General features: G+C 72.0%; 15 protein-coding genes. 4 read left to right on the forward strand and 11 right to left on the reverse strand.

Features of this window, described 5'->3' with window-relative positions:
• Positions 1-93: 93 nt before the first annotated feature.
• From RBR11_RS06305 to sucC, 10 genes are all read right to left on the reverse strand, one after another.
• Positions 94-1,911: an ABC transporter ATP-binding protein gene (locus RBR11_RS06305; protein ID WP_308488469.1), complete on the reverse strand. Its 1,818-nt coding sequence runs from the start codon at positions 1,909-1,911 to the stop codon at positions 94-96.
• On the reverse strand, positions 1,908-3,860 hold the full coding sequence (locus tag RBR11_RS06310; RefSeq protein ID WP_308488470.1) for an ABC transporter ATP-binding protein: 1,953 nt from the start codon (positions 3,858-3,860) through the stop codon (positions 1,908-1,910). Before RBR11_RS06310 ends, RBR11_RS06305 begins: the two co-directional genes overlap by 4 nt.
• 336 nt (positions 3,861-4,196) lie before the next feature.
• Entirely contained in the window at positions 4,197-4,757 is a 561-nt protein-coding gene (locus RBR11_RS06315) for a cysteine hydrolase family protein (RefSeq protein ID WP_308488471.1), read from the reverse strand.
• 104 nt (positions 4,758-4,861) lie between these two features.
• Positions 4,862-5,368 carry a methylated-DNA--[protein]-cysteine S-methyltransferase gene (locus RBR11_RS06320; protein WP_308488472.1) on the reverse strand — a complete coding sequence of 169 codons (507 nt, stop codon included), beginning with the start codon at positions 5,366-5,368 and terminating at the stop codon, positions 4,862-4,864.
• Positions 5,365-6,915, reverse strand: a complete 1,551-nt coding sequence (locus RBR11_RS06325) for an AlkA N-terminal domain-containing protein (RefSeq protein ID WP_308488473.1) — start codon at positions 6,913-6,915, stop codon at positions 5,365-5,367. The genes RBR11_RS06320 and RBR11_RS06325 overlap by 4 nt, the downstream gene beginning before the upstream one ends.
• A 217-nt stretch (positions 6,916-7,132) precedes the next feature.
• On the reverse strand, positions 7,133-8,740 hold the full coding sequence (purH, locus tag RBR11_RS06330; RefSeq protein WP_308488474.1) for a bifunctional phosphoribosylaminoimidazolecarboxamide formyltransferase/IMP cyclohydrolase: 1,608 nt from the start codon (positions 8,738-8,740) through the stop codon (positions 7,133-7,135).
• Positions 8,741-8,764: 24 nt separating this feature from the next.
• Positions 8,765-9,394, reverse strand: a complete 630-nt coding sequence (gene purN / locus RBR11_RS06335; protein ID WP_308488475.1) for a phosphoribosylglycinamide formyltransferase — start codon at positions 9,392-9,394, stop codon at positions 8,765-8,767.
• A 73-nt stretch (positions 9,395-9,467) separates the two neighbouring features.
• A complete protein-coding gene (locus tag RBR11_RS06340; protein WP_308488476.1) occupies positions 9,468-10,706 on the reverse strand; it encodes a cell division protein PerM in 1,239 nt (412 codons plus the stop codon).
• A 197-nt stretch (positions 10,707-10,903) separates the two neighbouring features.
• A complete protein-coding gene (sucD, locus tag RBR11_RS06345) occupies positions 10,904-11,815 on the reverse strand; it encodes a succinate--CoA ligase subunit alpha (RefSeq protein WP_308488477.1) in 912 nt (303 codons plus the stop codon).
• 40 nt (positions 11,816-11,855) lie between these two features.
• Positions 11,856-13,022, reverse strand: a complete 1,167-nt coding sequence (sucC, locus tag RBR11_RS06350) for an ADP-forming succinate--CoA ligase subunit beta (RefSeq protein WP_308488478.1) — start codon at positions 13,020-13,022, stop codon at positions 11,856-11,858.
• A 188-nt stretch (positions 13,023-13,210) separates the two neighbouring features.
• Between sucC and RBR11_RS06355 the strand changes: the two genes are divergently transcribed.
• Entirely contained in the window at positions 13,211-13,882 is a 672-nt protein-coding gene (locus RBR11_RS06355; protein WP_308488479.1) for a TetR family transcriptional regulator, read from the forward strand.
• Positions 13,883-14,014: 132 nt separating this feature from the next.
• Positions 14,015-15,247, forward strand: a complete 1,233-nt coding sequence (locus tag RBR11_RS06360; protein WP_308488480.1) for an acyl-CoA dehydrogenase family protein — start codon at positions 14,015-14,017, stop codon at positions 15,245-15,247.
• A 77-nt stretch (positions 15,248-15,324) separates the two neighbouring features.
• Here the strand turns inward: RBR11_RS06360 and RBR11_RS06365 are convergent, their stop codons facing one another.
• Positions 15,325-15,834, reverse strand: a complete 510-nt coding sequence (locus RBR11_RS06365; protein ID WP_308488481.1) for a hypothetical protein — start codon at positions 15,832-15,834, stop codon at positions 15,325-15,327.
• Positions 15,835-15,990: 156 nt separating this feature from the next.
• Here RBR11_RS06365 and RBR11_RS06370 point away from each other — a divergent pair, with 156 nt between their 5' ends.
• Positions 15,991-17,442 (forward strand): phytoene desaturase family protein, encoded by a 1,452-nt coding sequence (locus RBR11_RS06370; RefSeq protein ID WP_308488482.1) that lies wholly within the window; start codon positions 15,991-15,993, stop codon positions 17,440-17,442.
• Between the two features lie 21 nt (positions 17,443-17,463).
• The gene (locus RBR11_RS06375; RefSeq protein WP_308488483.1) at positions 17,464-18,507 is read left to right on the forward strand and encodes an ATP-dependent DNA ligase; all 1,044 of its coding nucleotides are present in this window, start codon (positions 17,464-17,466) and stop codon (positions 18,505-18,507) included.
• The last annotated feature ends 16 nt before the right edge of the window (positions 18,508-18,523 follow it).

The following is an 18,523-nucleotide window of genomic DNA, read 5'->3' on the forward strand; positions in this document are numbered from 1 at the left end:
CGCCCCCCCCCCCCCCCCCCCCCCCCGGTGGGGTGGCCGCCCCCCGGGGTCCGCCGCGGCGTTTGAGGGCGTGTCGCGACCAGCGAACAGCCCCTACACCAGCGTCTGCTGCCAGGCGCTGTGCAGCTGGGCGAACTTGCCGGTGCCGGCGATGAGCACGTCGGGGGCGTCGTCCTCGATGATGCGGCCGTGCTCCATGACCAGCACGCGATCGGCGATCGCCACCGTCGACAGGCGGTGCGCGATGATGATCGCGGTGCGGTCGGCGAGCAGGGTCTGCAGGGCGTCCTGGATCAGCCGCTCCGACGGGATGTCCAGCGAGGCGGTCGCCTCGTCCAGGATCAGCACGGCCGGGTCGGCGAGGAACGCGCGCGCGAACGAGATCAGCTGCCGCTGCCCGGCCGACACCCGTCCGCCGCGCTTGTTCACGTCGGTGCCGTAGCCGTCCGGCAGAGACTCGATGAACGCGTCGGCGCCCACGGCGCGGGCGGCCGCGCGGATCTCCTCGAGCGTCGCGTCGGGCTTGCCGAGCGCGATGTTGTCGGCGACCGTGCCGCTGAACAGGTACGCCTCCTGGGTGACCATGACGATCGCGCGGCGGAGGTCCTTCGGGTGCAGGTCGCGCAGATCCACGCCGTCCAGCGTCACCGCGCCCGCGGTCGGGTCGTAGAACCGCGACACGAGCTTGGCGAGCGTCGACTTGCCCGCGCCGGTGGTGCCCACCAGCGCGATCGTCTGCCCCGCCGGGATGTCCAGGGTGAAGTCCGGCAGGATCGTCCGATCCGCCGAGTACCCGAACTCGACGCCGTCGAAGCGCACGTGCCCCGCGGACCTCCACAGGTCGACGGGCTTCGCCGGATCCGGCACCGTCGGCACCTCGTCGAGCACGCCCGACACCTTCTCCAGGGCCGCGGTCGCGGACTGGAAGGAGTTCAGGAACATCGCGATGTCCTGCATCGGCGCGAAGAAGTTGCGCACATACAGCACCGCGGCCAGCAGGATGCCGACCTGGATCTGCCCGTCCGCCATGCGCACCCCGCCCCAGACCACGACGACGCCGAGCGTCAGCGCCGCGACGGCCATCAGCCCCGGCTCGAACGTGCCGAACAGCAGCATCGAGCGGCGGTTGACGTCGCGGTACTCGCCCGCGACGCCCTGGAAGGACACGTCGTTGCGCGGCTCCTTGCGGAACGCCTTCACCGCGCGGATCCCTGTCATGGTCTCGACGAACTGCACGATCACCTTGGCGCTGATCACCCGCGACTCGCGGTACACCCGCTGCGAGCGCTGGTAGAACCAGCGCATCAGATACACGAGCGGCACTCCGGCGAGCACGAGCACGACGCCCGAGGGCCAGTCCACCAGCACGAGCGCGACGAACGTGAACACGCCGTAGAGCAGCCCGGAGACGAGCTGGTTCAATCCGCCGTCGAGGAGCTCCCGGATCGAGTCCAGGTCGCTCGTCTGGCGGGAGATGATCCGGCCCGAGGTGTAGCTCTCGTGGAACTCCAGGCTGAGCCGCTGGGTGTGCAGGAACATGCGCTTGCGCAGGTCGATGAGCACCGCCTGCGTGATCCGGGCGGTCAGCACGGCGTACCAGCCGATGAGGGCGGATCCGACCGCGCCGACCACGAGGAACACGATCCCGACGCCGAGGGTCGGCATCCAGTCCGCGTGCTGCAGCACGGCCGGCAGCGCGGTGTTCAGGCCGTACGCGACGAGCGCGGGGCCGGCGACCTGAGCCGCGGTCGAGATCACCAGCACGAGTGCCGTGAGCACGATCTGCACGCGCAGCGGCGCGATGAGGGATCCGAACAGCCGCAGCGAACGGCGCCGAATCGCGGCGTTCTCCTCCCGGGTCAGGTTGGAGCGGTCCTCGTCCTTGGTCCCGACGGTCTCGACGGCGCTCATGCCTGCACCTCCTCGGTCTCGGTGTGGGTGACGGGGGTCCCTGCGACGGGCTCAGGGACCGGATCCGGCTCGGCGACCGGATCGGGATCGGGCTCGGGCGCGGGAGCGGCGGACCCCACGACCGGGATCGCGCCGGTGCGCGCGGCCTGCTCCGCCTCCAGGCTGGAGATCACGTGCCGGTAGTGCGCGCTCGCGCGCAGCAGCTCAGAGTGCGTGCCGACGGCGCTCACCCGCCCCTGCTGCAGCAGCGCGACGCGGTCGGCGAGGGCGACGGTCGACGGACGGTGCGCCACGATGAGCGCGGTCGTCTCGGCGAGCACGTGCCGCAGCGCCTCCTCGACGAGCGCCTCGGTGTCGACGTCGAGCGCCGACAGCGGGTCGTCGAGCACGAGCACCCGGGGCTTGGCCGCGACCGCCCGCGCGAGGGCGAGCCGCTGCCGCTGACCGCCGGAGAGGCTCAGCCCCTCCTCGCCGATCAGCGTCTCGGTGCCCTCGGGCAGCGTGTCCACGAAGCCGGCCTGGGCGACATCGAGCGCCTCGCGGAGCACGCGCTCCGCCTCGGGGCTGCGGATGTCCAGATCCGCCCGGCCCAGCAGCACGTTCTCGCGCACGGTCGCGGAGAACAGCGTCGCATCCTCGAACGCCATCGCGATGTGCGTGCGCAGCTCGGCGAGGGTCAGATCCCGCACGTCGACGCCGTCGAGGGTCACCCGCCCGCCGGTCACGTCGTACAGGCGCGTCGGCAGCGTCGTGAGCGTGGTCTTGCCGGATCCGGTGATGCCGACCAGCGCCATCGTCTCGCCCGGCCGCAGCACGAGGTCCACGCCGTCGAGCAGGTCGCGCTCGTGGGGGCGGGCGTCCTGGTATCGGAAGTGCACGCCCTCGAACGCGAGCTCGCCGCGCGGCGCACGGACGGTGGTCGGCGTCGCGGGATCCGTGATCGTGTTCTGCGCGTCGTAGATCTCGAAGACGCGGTCGGTCGCGGTGCGCGCGTCCAGCAGGAACGAGAACAGGAAGCCGATCGACTCGATCGGCCAGCGCAGCACCGTCGCCATCGCGAAGTACGCGAACAGCTCCGGCGCGTTCAGGGCGCCCTGCGCGATCAGCCAGATGCCGGCGACGAGGTTGACCGCGAACGCGACCTCCGGCATGAACACGAGCCAGAACCAGATCCAGCCCACGGCCTTCGCCTTGCTCAGCTCGGTCGTGCGCAGCGACTCGGCCTGATCGCTGAACTTCAGCAGCGCGTGCTTGCCGCGGCCGAACGCCTTCAGCACGCGGATGCCGTGCACGCTCTCCTCGACGCTCGTGGCGAGGTCGCCGGCCTGATCCTGGCTGCGACGGGTGAGCACGCCATAGTGCTTCTCGAACAGGAAGCCCGAGATCCACAGCGGGACGGCGGTGATCAGGAAGATCGTGCCGAGCAGCCAGTGCCAGCGGAACAGCAGGGCCGCACCGATCAGGATCGTGAGCAGGTTGACGACGAGCAGCACGACGCCGAACGCGAGCCAACGGCGGATGAGGCCGATGTCCTGCATCATCCGGCTGAGCAGCTGGCCGGACTGCCAGCGGTCGTGGAACGCGACCGGCAGGGTCTGCAGCCGCGCGTACAGCTGGGTGCGCATCGTGTACTCGACCTGGGTGGCGGGCTTCAGCACGAACTGGCGGCGCAGCCACACCATGACCGCCTCGCCGAGCGCGAGCGCGGCGATGGCGACCGCGCCCCAGACGATCGCGCCGATCTCGCCGGAGGCGATCGGCCCTTCCAGCACGACCTGGAGCAGCAGCGGCACGCACAGCGCGATGACCGCGGCGGCGAGGGCGGACAGGCCGCCGCCGATCAGGCGCCAGGCGACGGGCTTCACGAACGGCGCCAGGCGCGCGAGGGCGCGGGGCGTCGACAGCGGGGGGTTGGTGGGGGTGGGGGACGACGAGGGGTTCTCAGACATGGTTCTCAGCGGTTACGTGTCACAGGACGGAGGGGACGAGAAAGGACGGATGCAATGCATCCGTTCATACGGCGGCCGCGGGGCCGGCGGAGCTGCGCTCGGAGCTGTGCTCGGAGTCAGGCCTCGGCCGGGGCGAGGAGCGAACCGGGGACAGGGCGGATGAACGATGCAGTGGTGATCGCGGGCATGATGTCCTCCTCGGTTCGGCAGCCGTCGGTCGGTCGACGCGACAGCCCACCAGCCTATGTCTGTGATCTTCCTGAGCGCAAGCGCTTTCCGGGAATCGGATCCGGATCCTGCGGCGCTCGCGTCTTCCCGGCGCCCTGCGGCGGGCGCTCAGCCGATCGGCGTCAGCTCCGCGATCAGCTCGTCCGCGGTCGTCACGGTCGCGAACCCTGCGGCGAGCGCCGCCAGGAAGGCGGCATGCACCTGGGCTCCGGGCAGCGCCACACCGCGGAACTCGAGATCCGGGGCTGCGCAGGCATCCGCGACGACGCGCACGGCATGGCCCCGCTCGGCGGCGGCGCGCACGGTCGAATCGATGCACATGCTCGTCATCATGCCGACGATCACGACCTCGTCCGCGGCGAGCGCATCAAGGCGCTCGGAGAGGTCGGTACCGAGGAAGGCATTCGGCTCGGTCTTGTCGAGCACGGGCTCTCCCGCCTGCGGAGCGACCACCGGGTGGATCTCGGCGCCCGGCGTGCCGGGACGCAGGAAGATCGCGTCCCTGGCGTCCCAGACGTGGCGCACGTGCACGACGGGCTGCCCGCTCTCGCGGAACCCGGCGAGCACCCGTGCCGCCGCCGCCGCGGCCTTTTCCGGCCCGGCGAGCGGGAAGGCTCCGCCGGGGAAGTAGTCCCGCTGGATGTCGACGATGACGAGGGCGCGGCGCATGGATCCTCCGACTCAGGGCGGCCCGTCCGGTCGCCGTGGCCAGCGTAGCCTGCGCCCGGCACGGGCGTCCGGAGGGACCGGGGACGCCCGTGCCGGTGCGCGGCTCAGGCCACCACGAGCGATGCCGCCTCGCGGTCGAGGAGGCGCTGCTTCACGTCCACGCCCCAGGCGAAGCCGCCGAGGGTGCCGTCGGTGCGCAGCACCCGGTGGCAGGGTACGAACAGGGCCGGGGCGTTGCGCGCGCAGATCGAGGCGGCCGGGCGGACGGAACCGGGGCTGCCCAGCTCGACCGCGAACTCGGTGTAGGTGAGCGGGCGGCCGGGCTCGATGCGGCGCAGGGCCGCCCAGCCGGCGTACTGCATGTCCGTGCCGAACTGGCGGACCTCGACGGCGTCGATCGCGGCGACGTCCCCGGCGTAGTAGGCCGCGACGGCGTCCGCGGCGGACGTGGATCCCTCCGCGATGTCCGCCGGGCGGTGCTTCTCGGGCAGGCGGTTCAGGATCGCCTCCCGGTCGGCGGTCCAGCCCGAGGAGAGGACGCGGTCGTGCTCGTCGGTGAGGATGGTGAACGGGCCGTCGGGGGTGTCGACGGTCTGGATGAGGGCGGTCATTTCGATCCTTCCGTGATCGTGGTCTTCGGTGTGCGCGTCCGGGCGGCGCGCCCCGGCGGTCGCGCCGGGGCCGCGCGCCAGAGGTGCGCGGTGAGGTAGCTGCGCCACGGCGCGGTGCGCGCGGCCCAGGTGTCGAGCGGGACGGGATCCGAGGGGATCCCCGCGGCGGCGGCTCCGGCGCGGGCGGCGACGTCGCCGGGCAGGAGCACGTCGGGGTCGCCGAGCACGCGCATCCGCACGTAGTCGGCCGTCCACGGGCCGATCCCCGGCATCGCCAGCAGGGCGCCGCGCTGCGCCTCGCCGTCGTCGCCGAGGGTGAGGCGGAGGGATCCGTCCGCGAGCGCGGCGGCGGCTCCCGTGATCGCGCGGATCCGGGCGGCGGGTCCGCGCAGCACCTCGGCGCCGTGCTCGGCGATCGCGGCCATGGTCGGGAAGAGGATCCCCCGCTCCGCATCGTCGGCGGATCCGACCCGCTCCCCCAGCTCGTGAGCGAGCTGCGTCAGGGCGGTGCGGGCGGCGGCGACGGTGATCTGCTGACCGACCATCGCGCGGATGAGCATCTCGTGCGGATCGGCGGCGCCCGGCACCCGGATGCCCGGTGTCCGAGCGACGAGCGGCGCGAGCTCGGCGTGCGCGGAGAGGGCCGCGTCGACGGCCTGCGGATCCGCGTCGAGGTCGAACAGCCGTCGGGCGCGGGCGACGAGCGGGGCGAGGTCGCCGAGCTGGGTGAGCCGGGCGCGCAGGTGCAGGCGCTCCCGGTCGTCGACGCGCAACTCGAACCAGCCCGGGCCGCCGTCGAGGCGGAGGTGCCGGGCGAACGACCGCTCCGCCGCGCTCTCGACTCCGGGCAGCGCCCTGGCGCGCATCCACGCGAACAGGCCGTCGCCGTCGAACGGGGCGCGGTACGGCAGCAGCAGGTCGATCTCGCCGGGAGGCGCGACGGCCGGATCCGGCGCGGTCCGGCCGTTCCCGGAGCCGTGCCGCCGAGCCCGCAGCTCTCCCGGCGCGAGGCCGAACACCTCGCGGACCGTGTCGTTGAACTGGCGGACGCTCGCGAATCCCGCGGAGAACGCGACGTCGGCGATCGGCATGTCGGTGCCGACGAGCAGCATCCGCGCGGTGTGCGCGCGGTGCGCCCGGGCGAGCGCGAGCGGACCGGCGCCGAGCTCGGCGGCCAGCAGCCGGGTGAGGTGGCGTGACGAGTATCCGAGCCGGGCGGCCAGCCCCGGCACGCCTTCGCGCTCCACGACGCCGTCCGCGATGAGGCGCATGGCGCGCGCCGCGACGTCGCCGCGCAGGTTCCACTGCGGGGATCCGGGCGCAGCCTCGGGCAGGCAGCGCTTGCAGGCGCGGTAGCCCGCCTCGTGCGCCGCCGCGCTGGTCGGGAAGAACGTCACGTTCTCCGGCTTCGGGGTGCGCGCGGGGCAGCTCGGCCGGCAGTAGATCCCGGTCGAACGCACCGCCGTGACGAACTGCCCGTCGAAGCGGGTGTCCCGCGCGCCGATCGCACGGTACCGCTCGTCGAAGGTCATCACCGGGAGGCTCATGCCTCCACTCTGACACGTCCGTTTCCCGCAAGCTCGCGGAAATCGGACATTGCGGTGGCGGTAGAACCGCCGCTCGCCGGTTCCGCTCACGCTGTCGAATCCTGAGGTCGCTGCGCCGATATCCGCAGCGCCCTCAGGAAAGAGCAGCGCGACCGGATCCGAAGTCCGGTGCAGGTCCGGGACCGGGATCCCGGCCCCGGAGCGGGGCCGCTCAGGATCAGTGGAAGAAGTGGCGCTCCCCGGTGAAGAACATCGTGACACCGGCCTTGCGGGCAGCATCCACGACCTCCCCGTCTCGCACGGATCCGCCCGGCTGCACGATCGCGGTGACGCCCGCGTCGATGAGCACCTGCGCGCCGTCCGCGAACGGGAAGAACGCGTCGGAGGCGGCGACGGATCCGGCCGCGCGGTCGCCGGCGCGCTCGACCGCGAGGCGGCAGGAGTCGACCCGGTTGACCTGGCCCATGCCGACGCCGACCGTGGCGTTGCCCTTGGCGAGGACGATCGCGTTGGACTTCACGGCCCGGCAGGCCTTCCACGCGAAGATGAGGTTCTCCATCTCCAGCTCGTCCGGACGCTCGCCGGAGACGAGCTCCCAGTTCTTCGCGACCGAGACGATGTCGTCCGGGAAGCGGTCGGCGTCCTGCAGCAGCAGGCCCCCGGAGACGAGGCGCACGTCCATGCGCTCCTGCTGCCAGTCGTCGGGGAGCTGCAGCAGACGCAGGTTCTTCTTCGCCTTGAACACCTCGAGCGCGGCCGGCTCGAACGCGGGCGCGACGATGACCTCGGTGAAGATGTCCTTCAGGTTCTCGGCCATCTTCAGCGTCACGGTGCCGTTCGCGGCGATCACGCCGCCGTACGCCGACACCGGGTCGCACTCGTGCGCGCGCAGGTGGGCGCTGGCGATCGGGTCGAGGGCGTTCGGCGCGGTGGTCGCGATGCCGCACGGGTTGGCGTGCTTGATGATCGCGACGGCCGGGTGGACCATGTCGTACGCGGCGCGCAGGGCGGCGTCGGCGTCGACGTAGTTGTTGTACGACATCTCCTTGCCCTGCAGCTGCGTGGCCTGGGCGATGCCGTGCCCGCCGGCCCGGGTGTAGATCGCGGCGCGCTGGTGCGAGTTCTCGCCGTAGCGCAGCGTGGCCAGGCGTTCGGCATTGATCGTGAGGTGCGCCGGGAGGTCGGAGTCGGAGCTCAGGGTGCCCTCGGAGAACCACTGCGCGACCGCGGTGTCGTAGGCGGCCGTGTGCGCGAACGCGCGTGCGGCCAGCTCGCGCCGCTGCGAGAGCGACGTGCCGCCCGCGGTGACCGCGTCGATGATGGCCGGGTACGACTCCGGCGAGACGACGATCGCGACGTTGGCGTGGTTCTTCGCGGCAGCGCGGACCATCGCGGGACCGCCGATGTCGATCTGCTCCACGACGTCGTCCCCGGTGGCGCCCGAGGCGACGGTCTGCACGAACGGGTACAGGTTCACCACGACGAGCTCGAACGGGGCGATCCCCTTCTCCTGCAGCTGACGCTCGTGGTCCTCGAGGCGGAGGTCGGCGAGCAGTCCGCCGTGGATCGACGGGTGCAGCGTCTTCACGCGGCCGTCGAGCATCTCGGCGACGCCGGTCACGGCGGCCACGTCGGTCACGGCGATGCCCGCGTCACGGATGGACTGCGCGGTGGATCCGGTCGACACGATCTCCACGCCGTTGTCGGCGAGGGTCTGCGCGAGCGGCACGAGGCCGGCCTTGTCGCTGACGGAGACGAGTGCGCGGCGCACCGGCACCACGTCGCGGTCGCGGTAGAGGGAGGGATCGTGTCGGGGACCGGCCATCGGGGGTTCCTTCCGGGAGGGGCTTCAGTTCTCGTCAGCGGCCTGCGGCCGATGAGCATCCAGATCTGCGGGGCGGGCGCCGAGCTCGAGGTCACCCTCGGCGATGCGGCGGACGACGTCGATCAGCAGGCGCCGTTCGACGGGCTTGATGCGCTCGTGCAGCGCGTGCTCGGTGTCGCCCTCGAGCACCGAGACGCGCTCCTGCGCAAGGACCGGTCCGCTGTCGACGCCGTCGTCGACCACGATCACGCTGGCCCCGGTCTGTGCGACTCCGGCCGCGAGCGCGTCGCGCACGCCGTGCGCGCCGGGGAACTCGGGCAGGTACGCCGGGTGGGTGTTGATGATGCGCGGAGACCAGGCCGCGACCACGTCGCGCGGCAGCAGGCGCATGAGCCCGCTCAGCACGACCAGGTCGGGCTGCCACACCCGCAGCTGGGCGTCGAGCTCGGCGCCCCAGTCCTCACGACTGTCGTACGCCTCCCAGGGCACGACGAAGGAGGGGATCCCGAACGCCTCCGCGTGGGCGAGTCCGTCCGCCTCCCGGTCCGCGCCGATCACGATGATCCGGGCGGGGAATCCGGGGTCGGCGGCCGCGTCGAGCAGGGCACGAAGATTCGAGCCGGTGCCCGAGATGAGAACGGCGACCGTCAGCACCTGCACAGTCTAGCCGGGACGGGCGCCTCTCCCCGTCCGGCGGCCCTGCGGAGCAGGCCGGGTTCCGCCGCGCTCAGAATCGGTCTTCGTGGCCCGCGGACTCATCCGCGAGGCCGTGCCGGCGCGGGGAGAGCAGCAGGATCCCCGCGCCCACGAACACCTCGATCCCGAGCGCGAGGGCGACCGGTCCGGGCTCCGGTCCCGCATGCGCGAGCCGGCCCGGTCCGAGAGATCCGCTCGACAGCGCCGCGAGGAGCGCGCCGAGCGCGCCGGACACGACCGCGATGCCGAATGCGACGGCGACTCGGGGCAGCAGTGCCGCCTCGACGCCCGCCGAGACCTGCCGCGAGCGGATCAGCCAGCCGGCGAACGCGCCCGCCGCGATCGGGACCAGGACGACGATGAGGAACCAGGGGGATCCGTTCTCCGGCACCAGCCCCAGCATGGGCACGCCGGGCACGACCCCGAGCACGGTCCCCGCCGGGGAGACCGCGGTGCCCGTGCCGATCGCGAATCCGGGGCCGGCGAGCCACGCCACGCTCCAGGCCAGGAGGGTCGGCACGTAGGCGAGCTGGGCGAGCCCGATCACGACGACGCCGAGGCCGTCGGACCGCAGCGACTCGAACAGCGCCACCACCTGGCCGCCGCGGACGAGGGCGGCGATCGCGAGCCCGAGCGCGGCCGCGCCGATCACGGCGGAGACCGCGGCGAAGGCACCGCGCACGACGTCGCCGGGAACGTGCGCCCAGTCCGGCCACCGGTCCAGGGCGTCCTGCACGGCGTCGATCGGTCCGCCGTCGCCCTCGGTCCAGGCCGAGGTGACCGCGCCGGCGAGAGCGCCGCAGAGGAACACGAGAGCCGGGGAGAGCACCGCGGCCCACAGCGCCGTCGTCACGATCGGCGCACGCCCGGTCAGCGCGACGAGGACCGAGATCACGGCGAAGACGACGGTCCCGGAGACGACGCCGGTGATCCAGGATCCGGCCAGGGCCGCACGGCGGCCCGAGCGCGCGGCGAAGATCGCGGTGAACGCGAGGAGCAGCAGCGGCGGCACGGAGAGCGCGAAGGTCGCGGCGCTCGGCGCGATGCCGACCGAGCGCACGAGCGCGTCGGGGAGGGACACCGCGAGCGGCACGGCGTGCCCGAACTGCCAGAGGGTCGCGGCGCTCGGCCAGAGCGCGCCCCAGTCGGCGTGGGCGCCGAAGGCGATCGCCCAGATCAGCGTGAGCGGGGCGAGCAGGACGGCGAGGCCGACGGCCGCCGCGACGATCGCATCGACCGCCGCCAGGAGCACGATGAGGAGGCGTTGCATGACGGATCCGAGCCTACGTGCTGAACCCCGGCCACCCCCGCTCTGCCGCACCATGTCCCGGTTTCCGCACCGCCGTGTCCCGCTTTCTGCTGCCGCCGGGCCGGATCGGCAGCAGAATTCGGGACACGGTCCCACCCCGAAACGACGGAGGGCCCCGGGTGTGACACCCGGGGCCCTCCGATCGCGCGTGCGACTCGTTACACCGTCACCAGGGCGGCGATGACCTCGCGCATCAGCGCGGCGGTCTCGGACGGGGTCTTGCCGACCTTCACGCCCGCGGCCTCGAGGGCCTCCTTCTTCGCCTGGGCGGTGCCCGCGGAGCCGGAGACGATGGCGCCGGCGTGGCCCATGGTCTTGCCCTCGGGGGCGGTGAAGCCCGCGACGTAGCCGACGACCGGCTTGGTGACGTTCGCCTTGATGAAGTCGGCCGCGCGCTCCTCGGCGTCGCCGCCGATCTCGCCGATCATGACGATCGCCTGGGTCTCCGGGTCGGCCTCGAACGCGGCGAGCGCGTCGATGTGCGTGGTGCCGATGACCGGGTCGCCGCCGATGCCGATGGCGGTGGAGAAGCCCAGGTCGCGCAGCTCGAACATCATCTGGTACGTCAGGGTGCCCGACTTGGAAACCAGGCCGATCGGGCCCTTGCCGGTGATGTTCGCCGGCGTGATGCCCGCGAGCGCCTCACCCGGGGTGATGATGCCGGGGCAGTTCGGGCCGATGATCCGGGTCTTGTTGCCCTTCTCGATCGCGTACGCCCAGGCCTCGGCGGAGTCGCCCACCGGGACGCCCTCGGTGATGACCACGAGCAGCGGGATCTCGGCGTCGATGGCCTCGATCATCGCGTCCTTGGTGAACGCCGGCGGCACGAACGCGACCGACACGTTCGCACCGGTCTTCTCGATGGCCTCGGCGACCGACCCGAAGACGGGCAGCTCGACGGGGTTGCCGTTCTGGTCGATGTGCGACACGGTGGTTCCGGCCTTGCGGGCGTTGACGCCGCCGACGACGTCGGTGCCGGCCTTCAGCATCAGAGCGGTGTGCTTGGTGCCCTCACCGCCGGTGATGCCCTGGACGATGACCTTGGAGTCCTTGTTGAGGTAGATCGACATTTTCCCTAATCCTTTTCCGGTCCCTGAGCCTGTCGAAGGCTCAGGCGTTCGCCAGCTCTGCGGCCTTGTCGGCGCCCTCGTCCATGGTGGCGGCGAGAGTGACGAGGGGGTGGTTGGCCGCGGCGAGGATCGCGCGGCCCTCTTCGACCTGGTTGCCGTCGAGCCGCACGACGAGCGGCTTGGTGGCCGCGTCGCCGAGGATCTCGAGGGCCTTGACGATGCCTTCTGCGACGGCGACGCAGGAGGTGATGCCGCCGAAGACGTTCACGAACACGCTCTTGACCTGCGCGTCGCCGAGGATGACGTCGAGGCCGTTGGCCATGACCTGCGCGTTCGCGCCGCCGCCGATGTCGAGGAAGTTGGCGGGCTTCACGTTTCCGTGGCTCTCACCGGCGTAGGCGACGACGTCGAGGGTGGACATGACCAGGCCCGCGCCGTTGCCGATGATGCCGACCTCGCCGTCGAGCTTGACGTAGTTGAGGCCGGACGCCTTCGCCTTGGCCTCGAGCGGGTCCTCGCTCGCCTTGTCGGCGAGTTCCTCGTGCTCGGGGTGGCGCACCTCGGATGCGTTGTCGTCGAGGGTGACCTTGCCGTCGAGGGCGATGATGTCGCCGTCCTCGGTGCGCACCAGCGGGTTCACCTCGACGAGCGTGGCGCCCTCGCCCTTGTAGACGTCGTAGAGCGTGACGAAGACGTCGGACACCTTGTCGACGAGCTCCTCGGGGAAGTTCGCGGCCCGGGCGATCTCGACGGCCTTGGCCTTGTCGATGCCGGACAGCGCGTTGACCTCGACCCGGGCGAGCGCCTCGGGCTTCTCGACCGCGAGCTGCTCGATCTCCATGCCGCCCTCGACCGAGCAGAGGCTCAGGTAGGAGCGGTTGGCGCGGTCCAGCAGCACGGAGAAGTAGAACTCCTCGGCGATGCGCGCCCCCGCGGCGACCATGACGCGCTTGACGACGTGGCCCTTGATGTCCAGGCCGAGGATCGCCTTCGCGGCCTCGTAGGCCTCTTCCGGAGTCTTCGCGACCTTCACGCCGCCGGCCTTGCCGCGACCGCCGACCTTGACCTGCGCCTTCACGACGACCACGCCGCCGATCTTCTCCGCGGCTGCCTTCACCTCCTCGGGGGTGTCGGCGACGATGCCGGCGAGGACCGGCACTCCGTACTTCTCGAAAAGGTCTCGTGCCTGGTACTCGTAGAGGTCCACGTGCAGTCCTTCGCTGGTTGCGACGATTGGGACGCGACAGGATGCCTGTCGGGTGTCGAGGTGATTCGACCCGATCCCCCAGCCTACTACCGCGGAATTCCGCTTCCTGACAGCCGGCTGCCGCCCTGTCTGGCCCGCCGGACAGGGCGCACCTCGCGCGCCGATGACGGGCAACTAGGCTTCGTGCTATGACCGAGCACGCCGACGTGTCCCCCGCTCGCACCGCCGTCGTGCGCGCTGCGCTCGAACTGTTCTCGACCCAGGGGTTCGATCAGACCTCGGTCGAGCAGATCGCGCGGGCCGCGGGCATCTCCCGATCGACCTTCTTCCGCCAGTTCGGCGGCAAGGACGACGTGGTGTTCGCCGACCACGAGGAGCTGCTGGATGGCCTGCGCCGCTACCTCGAGCGGCCGCACCCGAACCCGTGGACGGCCGTGTGCGACGCCTCCCTCCTCGTGTTCCGCTCGTTCGCCGCCGACCCGGAGCTCGCCCGCCTCCGCTACCAGGTGGTGCGCGACGTGCCGACCTTGCGCGATCGCGAGATCGTGACCGTGTTCCGCTACGAGCGCCTGTTCGACGAGTACCTGCGACGGTCCCTCCCGGATCTGGATCCGCTCGACGCGGTCGGCTTCGCGGCGCTCGTGACCGCCGTGCACAATCACGTGCTGCGCCGGCTGCTGCGCGGCTCGCGCACCTCGGCCGCCTCGCTCCGGCGCGCGCTCGACGACGTGATGCGCCGCTACGGCGTGCATCCGGACTCGGTCGCGGATCCCGGACCCGACGCGATGGTGGTCGCCGTCTTCCCGCGGTCGATGCCGATGGCGGAGATCACGCGCCGGCTGCGCGAAGACCTGGCCTGACCGCTCCCGAAGGACCTCCTCGCCGTGCAGCCCTCCCGCGGCGGGCTCGGCCGGCATGCGCGGATTCCGCCCGACGCGGTACGCTGTCTCATGAATCCTGAGACTCAGTCTCACTCCCTCGGATGGAGCCCCATGAGCAGCGACGCCCTCTTCCCCGGCGAGTCCGTCCGGTCCTACGACGTGACCGACCGCCTCGGCAGCGACTACTACGAGGTGTTCTCGGACATCTCCGCCGAGGACCGCGCGCACTGGGAGCGGGCGCAGGCCTACATCGACGAGGTCGGCCCGATGATGCTCGAGGCCTGGGACCGGGCCGAGTACCCGCTCGACATCGCGCGCCGGATGGGCGAGCTCGACCTCGTCGTGGACGGCATCGAGCACCCTGCCCTCACCCGGATGAGCCCGCTCGCCGCCGGCCTGGTCAACATGGAGATCTCCCGCGGCGACGGCTCGCTCGGCACGGTCCTCGCGGTGCAGGGCGGTCTCGCGCTGCGCTCGCTCGCCCTGTTCGGCAGCCCCGAGCAGCAGGAGCGCTGGCTCGCCCCGCTCGCGGACGGGTCCGTGCTGGGTTCCTTCGCGCTCACCGAGCCCGACCACGGCTCGGACTCGGTGTCGCTCGAGACGGTCGCCCGCCGTGACGGCGAGGAGTGGGTGCTCCGCGGCGCGAAGAAGTGGATCGGCAACGGCGCGTCCGGCGGCATCACGTTCGTCTGGGCGCGGGTCGACGACGAGGGTGCGGCCGAGCACGGATCCGTGCGCTGCTTCCTCGTCGAGCAGGACCGCCCCGGCTACCTCGGATCCGTGATCACCGGCAAGGTCTCGCTGCGCGCGATCCACCAGGCGCACATCCGCCTCGACGACGTCCGCGTGCCCGTGGACGCCGTGCTCCCCGGCACGAAGAGCTTCAAGGACGCCTCGACCGTGCTCTACGCGACCCGGTCGGGGGTGGCCTGGTCTGCGCTCGGGCACGCGACCGCCTGCTACGAGGCGGCGCTGTCGTACGCGCAGCGGCGGATCCAGTTCGGCAAGCCGCTCGCCAAGTTCCAGATGGTGCAGGAGCGGCTCTCGCACATGCTCGAGGACCTCACCGCGATGCAGCTGTTCTGCCGCCGCATGGCCGACATGGACGGCGCGGGCACACTGCGGCCCACGCAGGCCTCGCTCGCGAAGTTCCACAACACCCGGGCCGCCCGCCGGATCGCGGCGAGCGCGCGCGACCTGCTCGGCGGCAACGGGATCCTTCTCTCCAACGGCGTCATGCAGCACATGGCCGACATCGAGGCGATCCACACCTACGAGGGCACGGAGAGCGTGCAGGCGCTGCTCATCGGCCGCGACATCACCGGGATGAGCGCGTTCGCCTGAGGCCGGTTCCGGTCGCCCGGACTCCGCTCCGCGATCGGTCTCCTCAGGCCACGAGGCTCACTTGCAGAGGGAAGGACTCAGTCGCAGCCGCAGCCGCCGGACGGGGTCTTCACCATGAAGCACACGTCGCAGACGCCGTAGTCGCGGTCCTCGCGGGGCGTGGCCTTGGGTGCGCGCGGCTCGGGCTTGGGCTTCGCCGGGGCCCGGGTGCCCGCGGTGCGGGTACGGGGTGCGCGCTGGGCGACGACCGGCGCGCCGGGCAGTTCGCTGGGGTGGATGACGTAGAAGTACGGTGCGCGGCCCTCGCTGGGCAACAGCGGCAGGATGCGTCCGCCGACGACGATCTGCTCGTCCTCCGCGAAACCGTTCGTGTACGTCCGGCCGATGTGCAGCGCGGTGCCGGGGACGCGGCGGATCGCCTCGATGTAGCGGCCGCGGTCGATGAGGCTCGAGATGCCGACCGCGTCGACGATGGCGCCGATGAACTCGTAGTTCACGGGGTCGATCCGCTGACCGCGCAGCGCCTCGACGAGCGACTTGTAGGGACGGGAGGTGCCGGTGGGGGTCGGGCCCTGGACTTCGTTCATCTCCTCCAGGATCCCACGTCCTGCTCTGCGTGACCTGCGTGCATGTGCCGAACTCAGTCGATTCCGGACCGAATCGCAGCCCGTGTCGAGGTCTTCGACCTGGAGACTGAGTTCGGCCCCTCTCCGGCGCCCCACCGTGCATGCCAGACTGGCGGCATGCCCCGCGCCACGATCATCGGGAGCGGACCGAACGGCCTGGCCGCTGCGGTCTGCCTCGCCCGCGCCGGCTACGCCGTCGAGGTGCTCGAGGCGGCCGACACCGTCGGCGGCGGGGTGCGCAGCGAAGAGACCACCCTCCCCGGCTTCGTGCACGACGTCTGCGCGAGCGTGCACCCCGGGGCGTACTCCTCGCCGTTCTTCCACGCCTTCGGCCGGGACCGGATCGACTGGATCGTCCCGGAGATGTCGTACGCGCATCCGCTCGACCACGGCCGGGCGGGCATCGCGTGGCGCGACCTCGAGCGCACTGCCGACGGCCTCGGCCCGGACGCCAGCGCCTGGCGCGCGCTGCTGCGCCCGCTGAGCGCGCACATCGACGGCGTGCAGGACTTCACCGGCGGATCCCTGCTGCGGATCCCCGCCGATCCGGTCACCGCCGTGCGCTACGGGCTGCGCGCGCTCGAGCAGGGCACGTCGATGGCGGCACGGACGTTCCGCACGCCGGAGGCCGCCGCGCTCGTGGCCGGGGTCGTCGCGCACGCCAACACCGCGCTGCCGTCGCTCAGTGCGGCCGCGGCAGGCCTCCTGCTCATGGCGCAGGCGCACGCCGGCGGATGGGCCTACCCGCGCGGCGGGGCGCAGCGGATCGCCGACGCCCTCGTCGAGGACCTCCTGGTGCACGGCGGCTCCATCCGCACCGAGGAGCACGTCGTCGACCTGTCCTCGCTGGACTGGGGCGATCCCCGCCGCGGCGACCTGCTGCTGCTGAACACCGCCCCGCGGTTGGCGCTGACCCTGCGCGACGTCCCGCCGGGCTATGCGAAGGCGATCCGCGCATACCGGTACGGGGCCGCCGCCGCGAAGGTCGACTTCGCGCTCGACGGCCCGGTGCCGTGGACGAACCCCGACGTCGCGCTCGCCCCGACCGTGCACGTCGGCGGAACGCGCGAGGAGGTCTGGGCGAGCGAGAACGCGGTCGCCCGGGGCCGGGTGTCCGATCGCCCGTACGTACTCGCCGTGCAGCCCTCGATTCTCGACGACAGCCGCGCACCGGCGGGTAAGCAGGTGCTCTGGACGTACATCCACGCCCCCGCGAACTCCGACGTCGACGCGACCGAGCTCATCACCCGGCAGATCGAGCGGTTCGCGCCCGGCTTCCGCGACCGGATCCTCGCCCGTCACGCCGTGACCCCGCACGAGCGCGTCCGGCTGAACCACGCCGAGATCGGCGGCGACATCTTCGGCGGCGCCTTCACGATGCGCCAGGCCGTCGTGCGCCCCGTGCTCTCCCCCGTGCCATGGCGCACGCCGATGCCGGGCGTGTACCTCGCCTCCGCGGCGACCCCGCCGGGCCCGGGCGTGAACGGCATGGCCGGCTGGCACGCGGCCCGCACCGCCCTCGCCGACGCCGGCGAGCGTCTCGCGCTGACGGATCTGTTCGGATCCTGACGCAGACGGCAGGATGGTCCCATGCGCTACGAGATCCCCGCGCCCATGCTCGCCAAGGCCGCGACCTCCGTACCGGACCCGGAGAAGTTCCCCGGCGGCCTGCTCTACGAACCGAAATGGGACGGCTTCCGCGGGCTCGTCTCCTGGAACGGCGAGACCGTCGAGATCGGATCCCGCGGAGCCAAGCCGCTCACCCGCTACTTCCCCGAGCTCGTCGAGGCGGTCTCGCGGCTCCTCCCTGAGCCCTGCCTGCTGGACGGCGAGATCGTCGTCGCCACGGGGCCGGAGGGATCCCAGCGGCTCGACTGGGAGGCGCTGAGCCAGCGGATCCACCCCGCCGCGTCGCGCGTGCTGAAGCTGTCGACCGAGACCCCCGCCATGTTCATCGCATTCGACCTGCTCGCGGTCGGCGACGAGGATCTGCAGGATCGACCCTTCGGAGAGCGCCGTGAGCGGCTGGAGCGGCTGCTCGGCGACGTTCCGCACCCCCTGCACCTCACCCGCACGACGACGGATCCGGCGGACGCCCGCCGCTGGCTGGCGGAGTTCGAGGGTGCCGGCCTCGACGGCGTCGTCGCGAAGCCCCTGGATCAGCCCTACGCCCCGAACAAGCGCACCCTGTTCAAGGTCAAGCACGCCCGCACCGCCGACGTCGTCGCGCTCGGCTACCGGGTGCACAAGAGCGGCTCCGGCGTCGGATCCCTCCTGGTCGGCCTGTACGGCGAGGACGGCGTGCTGCGCCCGGTCGGCGGGGTCGCGGCCTGGAGCGATGCGATGCGGCTGCAGCTGATCGAGGATCTCGCGCCGCTCGTCGAGCGGGACGAGTCGGGCGAGGCGGTCACCGGCGAGGGCGAGCGCTCGCGGTTCAGCAGCAGCAAGGACACGTCGTTCGTGCGGCTGCGCCCCGAGCGCGTGCTCGAGGTGCGCTACGACCAGCTCGAGGGCTGGCGGTTCCGGCACACCGTGCAGTTCGAACGATGGCGCGAGGACCGCGAGGCCCGCTCGTGCACGTACGAGCAGCTGGAGACGGTCGCGGGCTACGACCTCGCCGACGTCATCGACTGAGGCCCGCTCGGCCCAC

The organism is Microbacterium capsulatum, assembly GCF_030865425.1.
Classification (GTDB): Bacteria; Actinomycetota; Actinomycetes; order Actinomycetales; family Microbacteriaceae; genus Microbacterium; species Microbacterium capsulatum.

Excerpts from the sequence above, each read along its gene's own strand:
- RBR11_RS06305 (WP_308488469.1), bottom strand. The coding sequence starts at position 1,911 with ATGAGCGCCGTCGAGACCGTCGGGACCAAGGACGAGGACCGCTCCAAC.
- RBR11_RS06310 (WP_308488470.1), bottom strand. The coding sequence starts at position 3,860 with ATGTCTGAGAACCCCTCGTCGTCCCCCACCCCCACCAACCCCCCGCTG.
- RBR11_RS06315 (WP_308488471.1), bottom strand. The coding sequence starts at position 4,757 with ATGCGCCGCGCCCTCGTCATCGTCGACATCCAGCGGGACTACTTCCCC.
- RBR11_RS06320 (WP_308488472.1), bottom strand. The coding sequence starts at position 5,368 with ATGACCGCCCTCATCCAGACCGTCGACACCCCCGACGGCCCGTTCACC.
- RBR11_RS06325 (WP_308488473.1), bottom strand. The coding sequence starts at position 6,915 with ATGAGCCTCCCGGTGATGACCTTCGACGAGCGGTACCGTGCGATCGGC.
- purH (WP_308488474.1), bottom strand. The coding sequence starts at position 8,740 with ATGGCCGGTCCCCGACACGATCCCTCCCTCTACCGCGACCGCGACGTG.
- RBR11_RS06340 (WP_308488476.1), bottom strand. The coding sequence starts at position 10,706 with ATGCAACGCCTCCTCATCGTGCTCCTGGCGGCGGTCGATGCGATCGTC.
- sucD (WP_308488477.1), bottom strand. The coding sequence starts at position 11,815 with ATGTCGATCTACCTCAACAAGGACTCCAAGGTCATCGTCCAGGGCATC.
- RBR11_RS06355 (WP_308488479.1), top strand. The coding sequence starts at position 13,211 with ATGACCGAGCACGCCGACGTGTCCCCCGCTCGCACCGCCGTCGTGCGC.
- RBR11_RS06360 (WP_308488480.1), top strand. The coding sequence starts at position 14,015 with ATGAGCAGCGACGCCCTCTTCCCCGGCGAGTCCGTCCGGTCCTACGAC.
- RBR11_RS06365 (WP_308488481.1), bottom strand. The coding sequence starts at position 15,834 with ATGAACGAAGTCCAGGGCCCGACCCCCACCGGCACCTCCCGTCCCTAC.
- RBR11_RS06370 (WP_308488482.1), top strand. The coding sequence starts at position 15,991 with ATGCCCCGCGCCACGATCATCGGGAGCGGACCGAACGGCCTGGCCGCT.
- RBR11_RS06375 (WP_308488483.1), top strand. The coding sequence starts at position 17,464 with ATGCGCTACGAGATCCCCGCGCCCATGCTCGCCAAGGCCGCGACCTCC.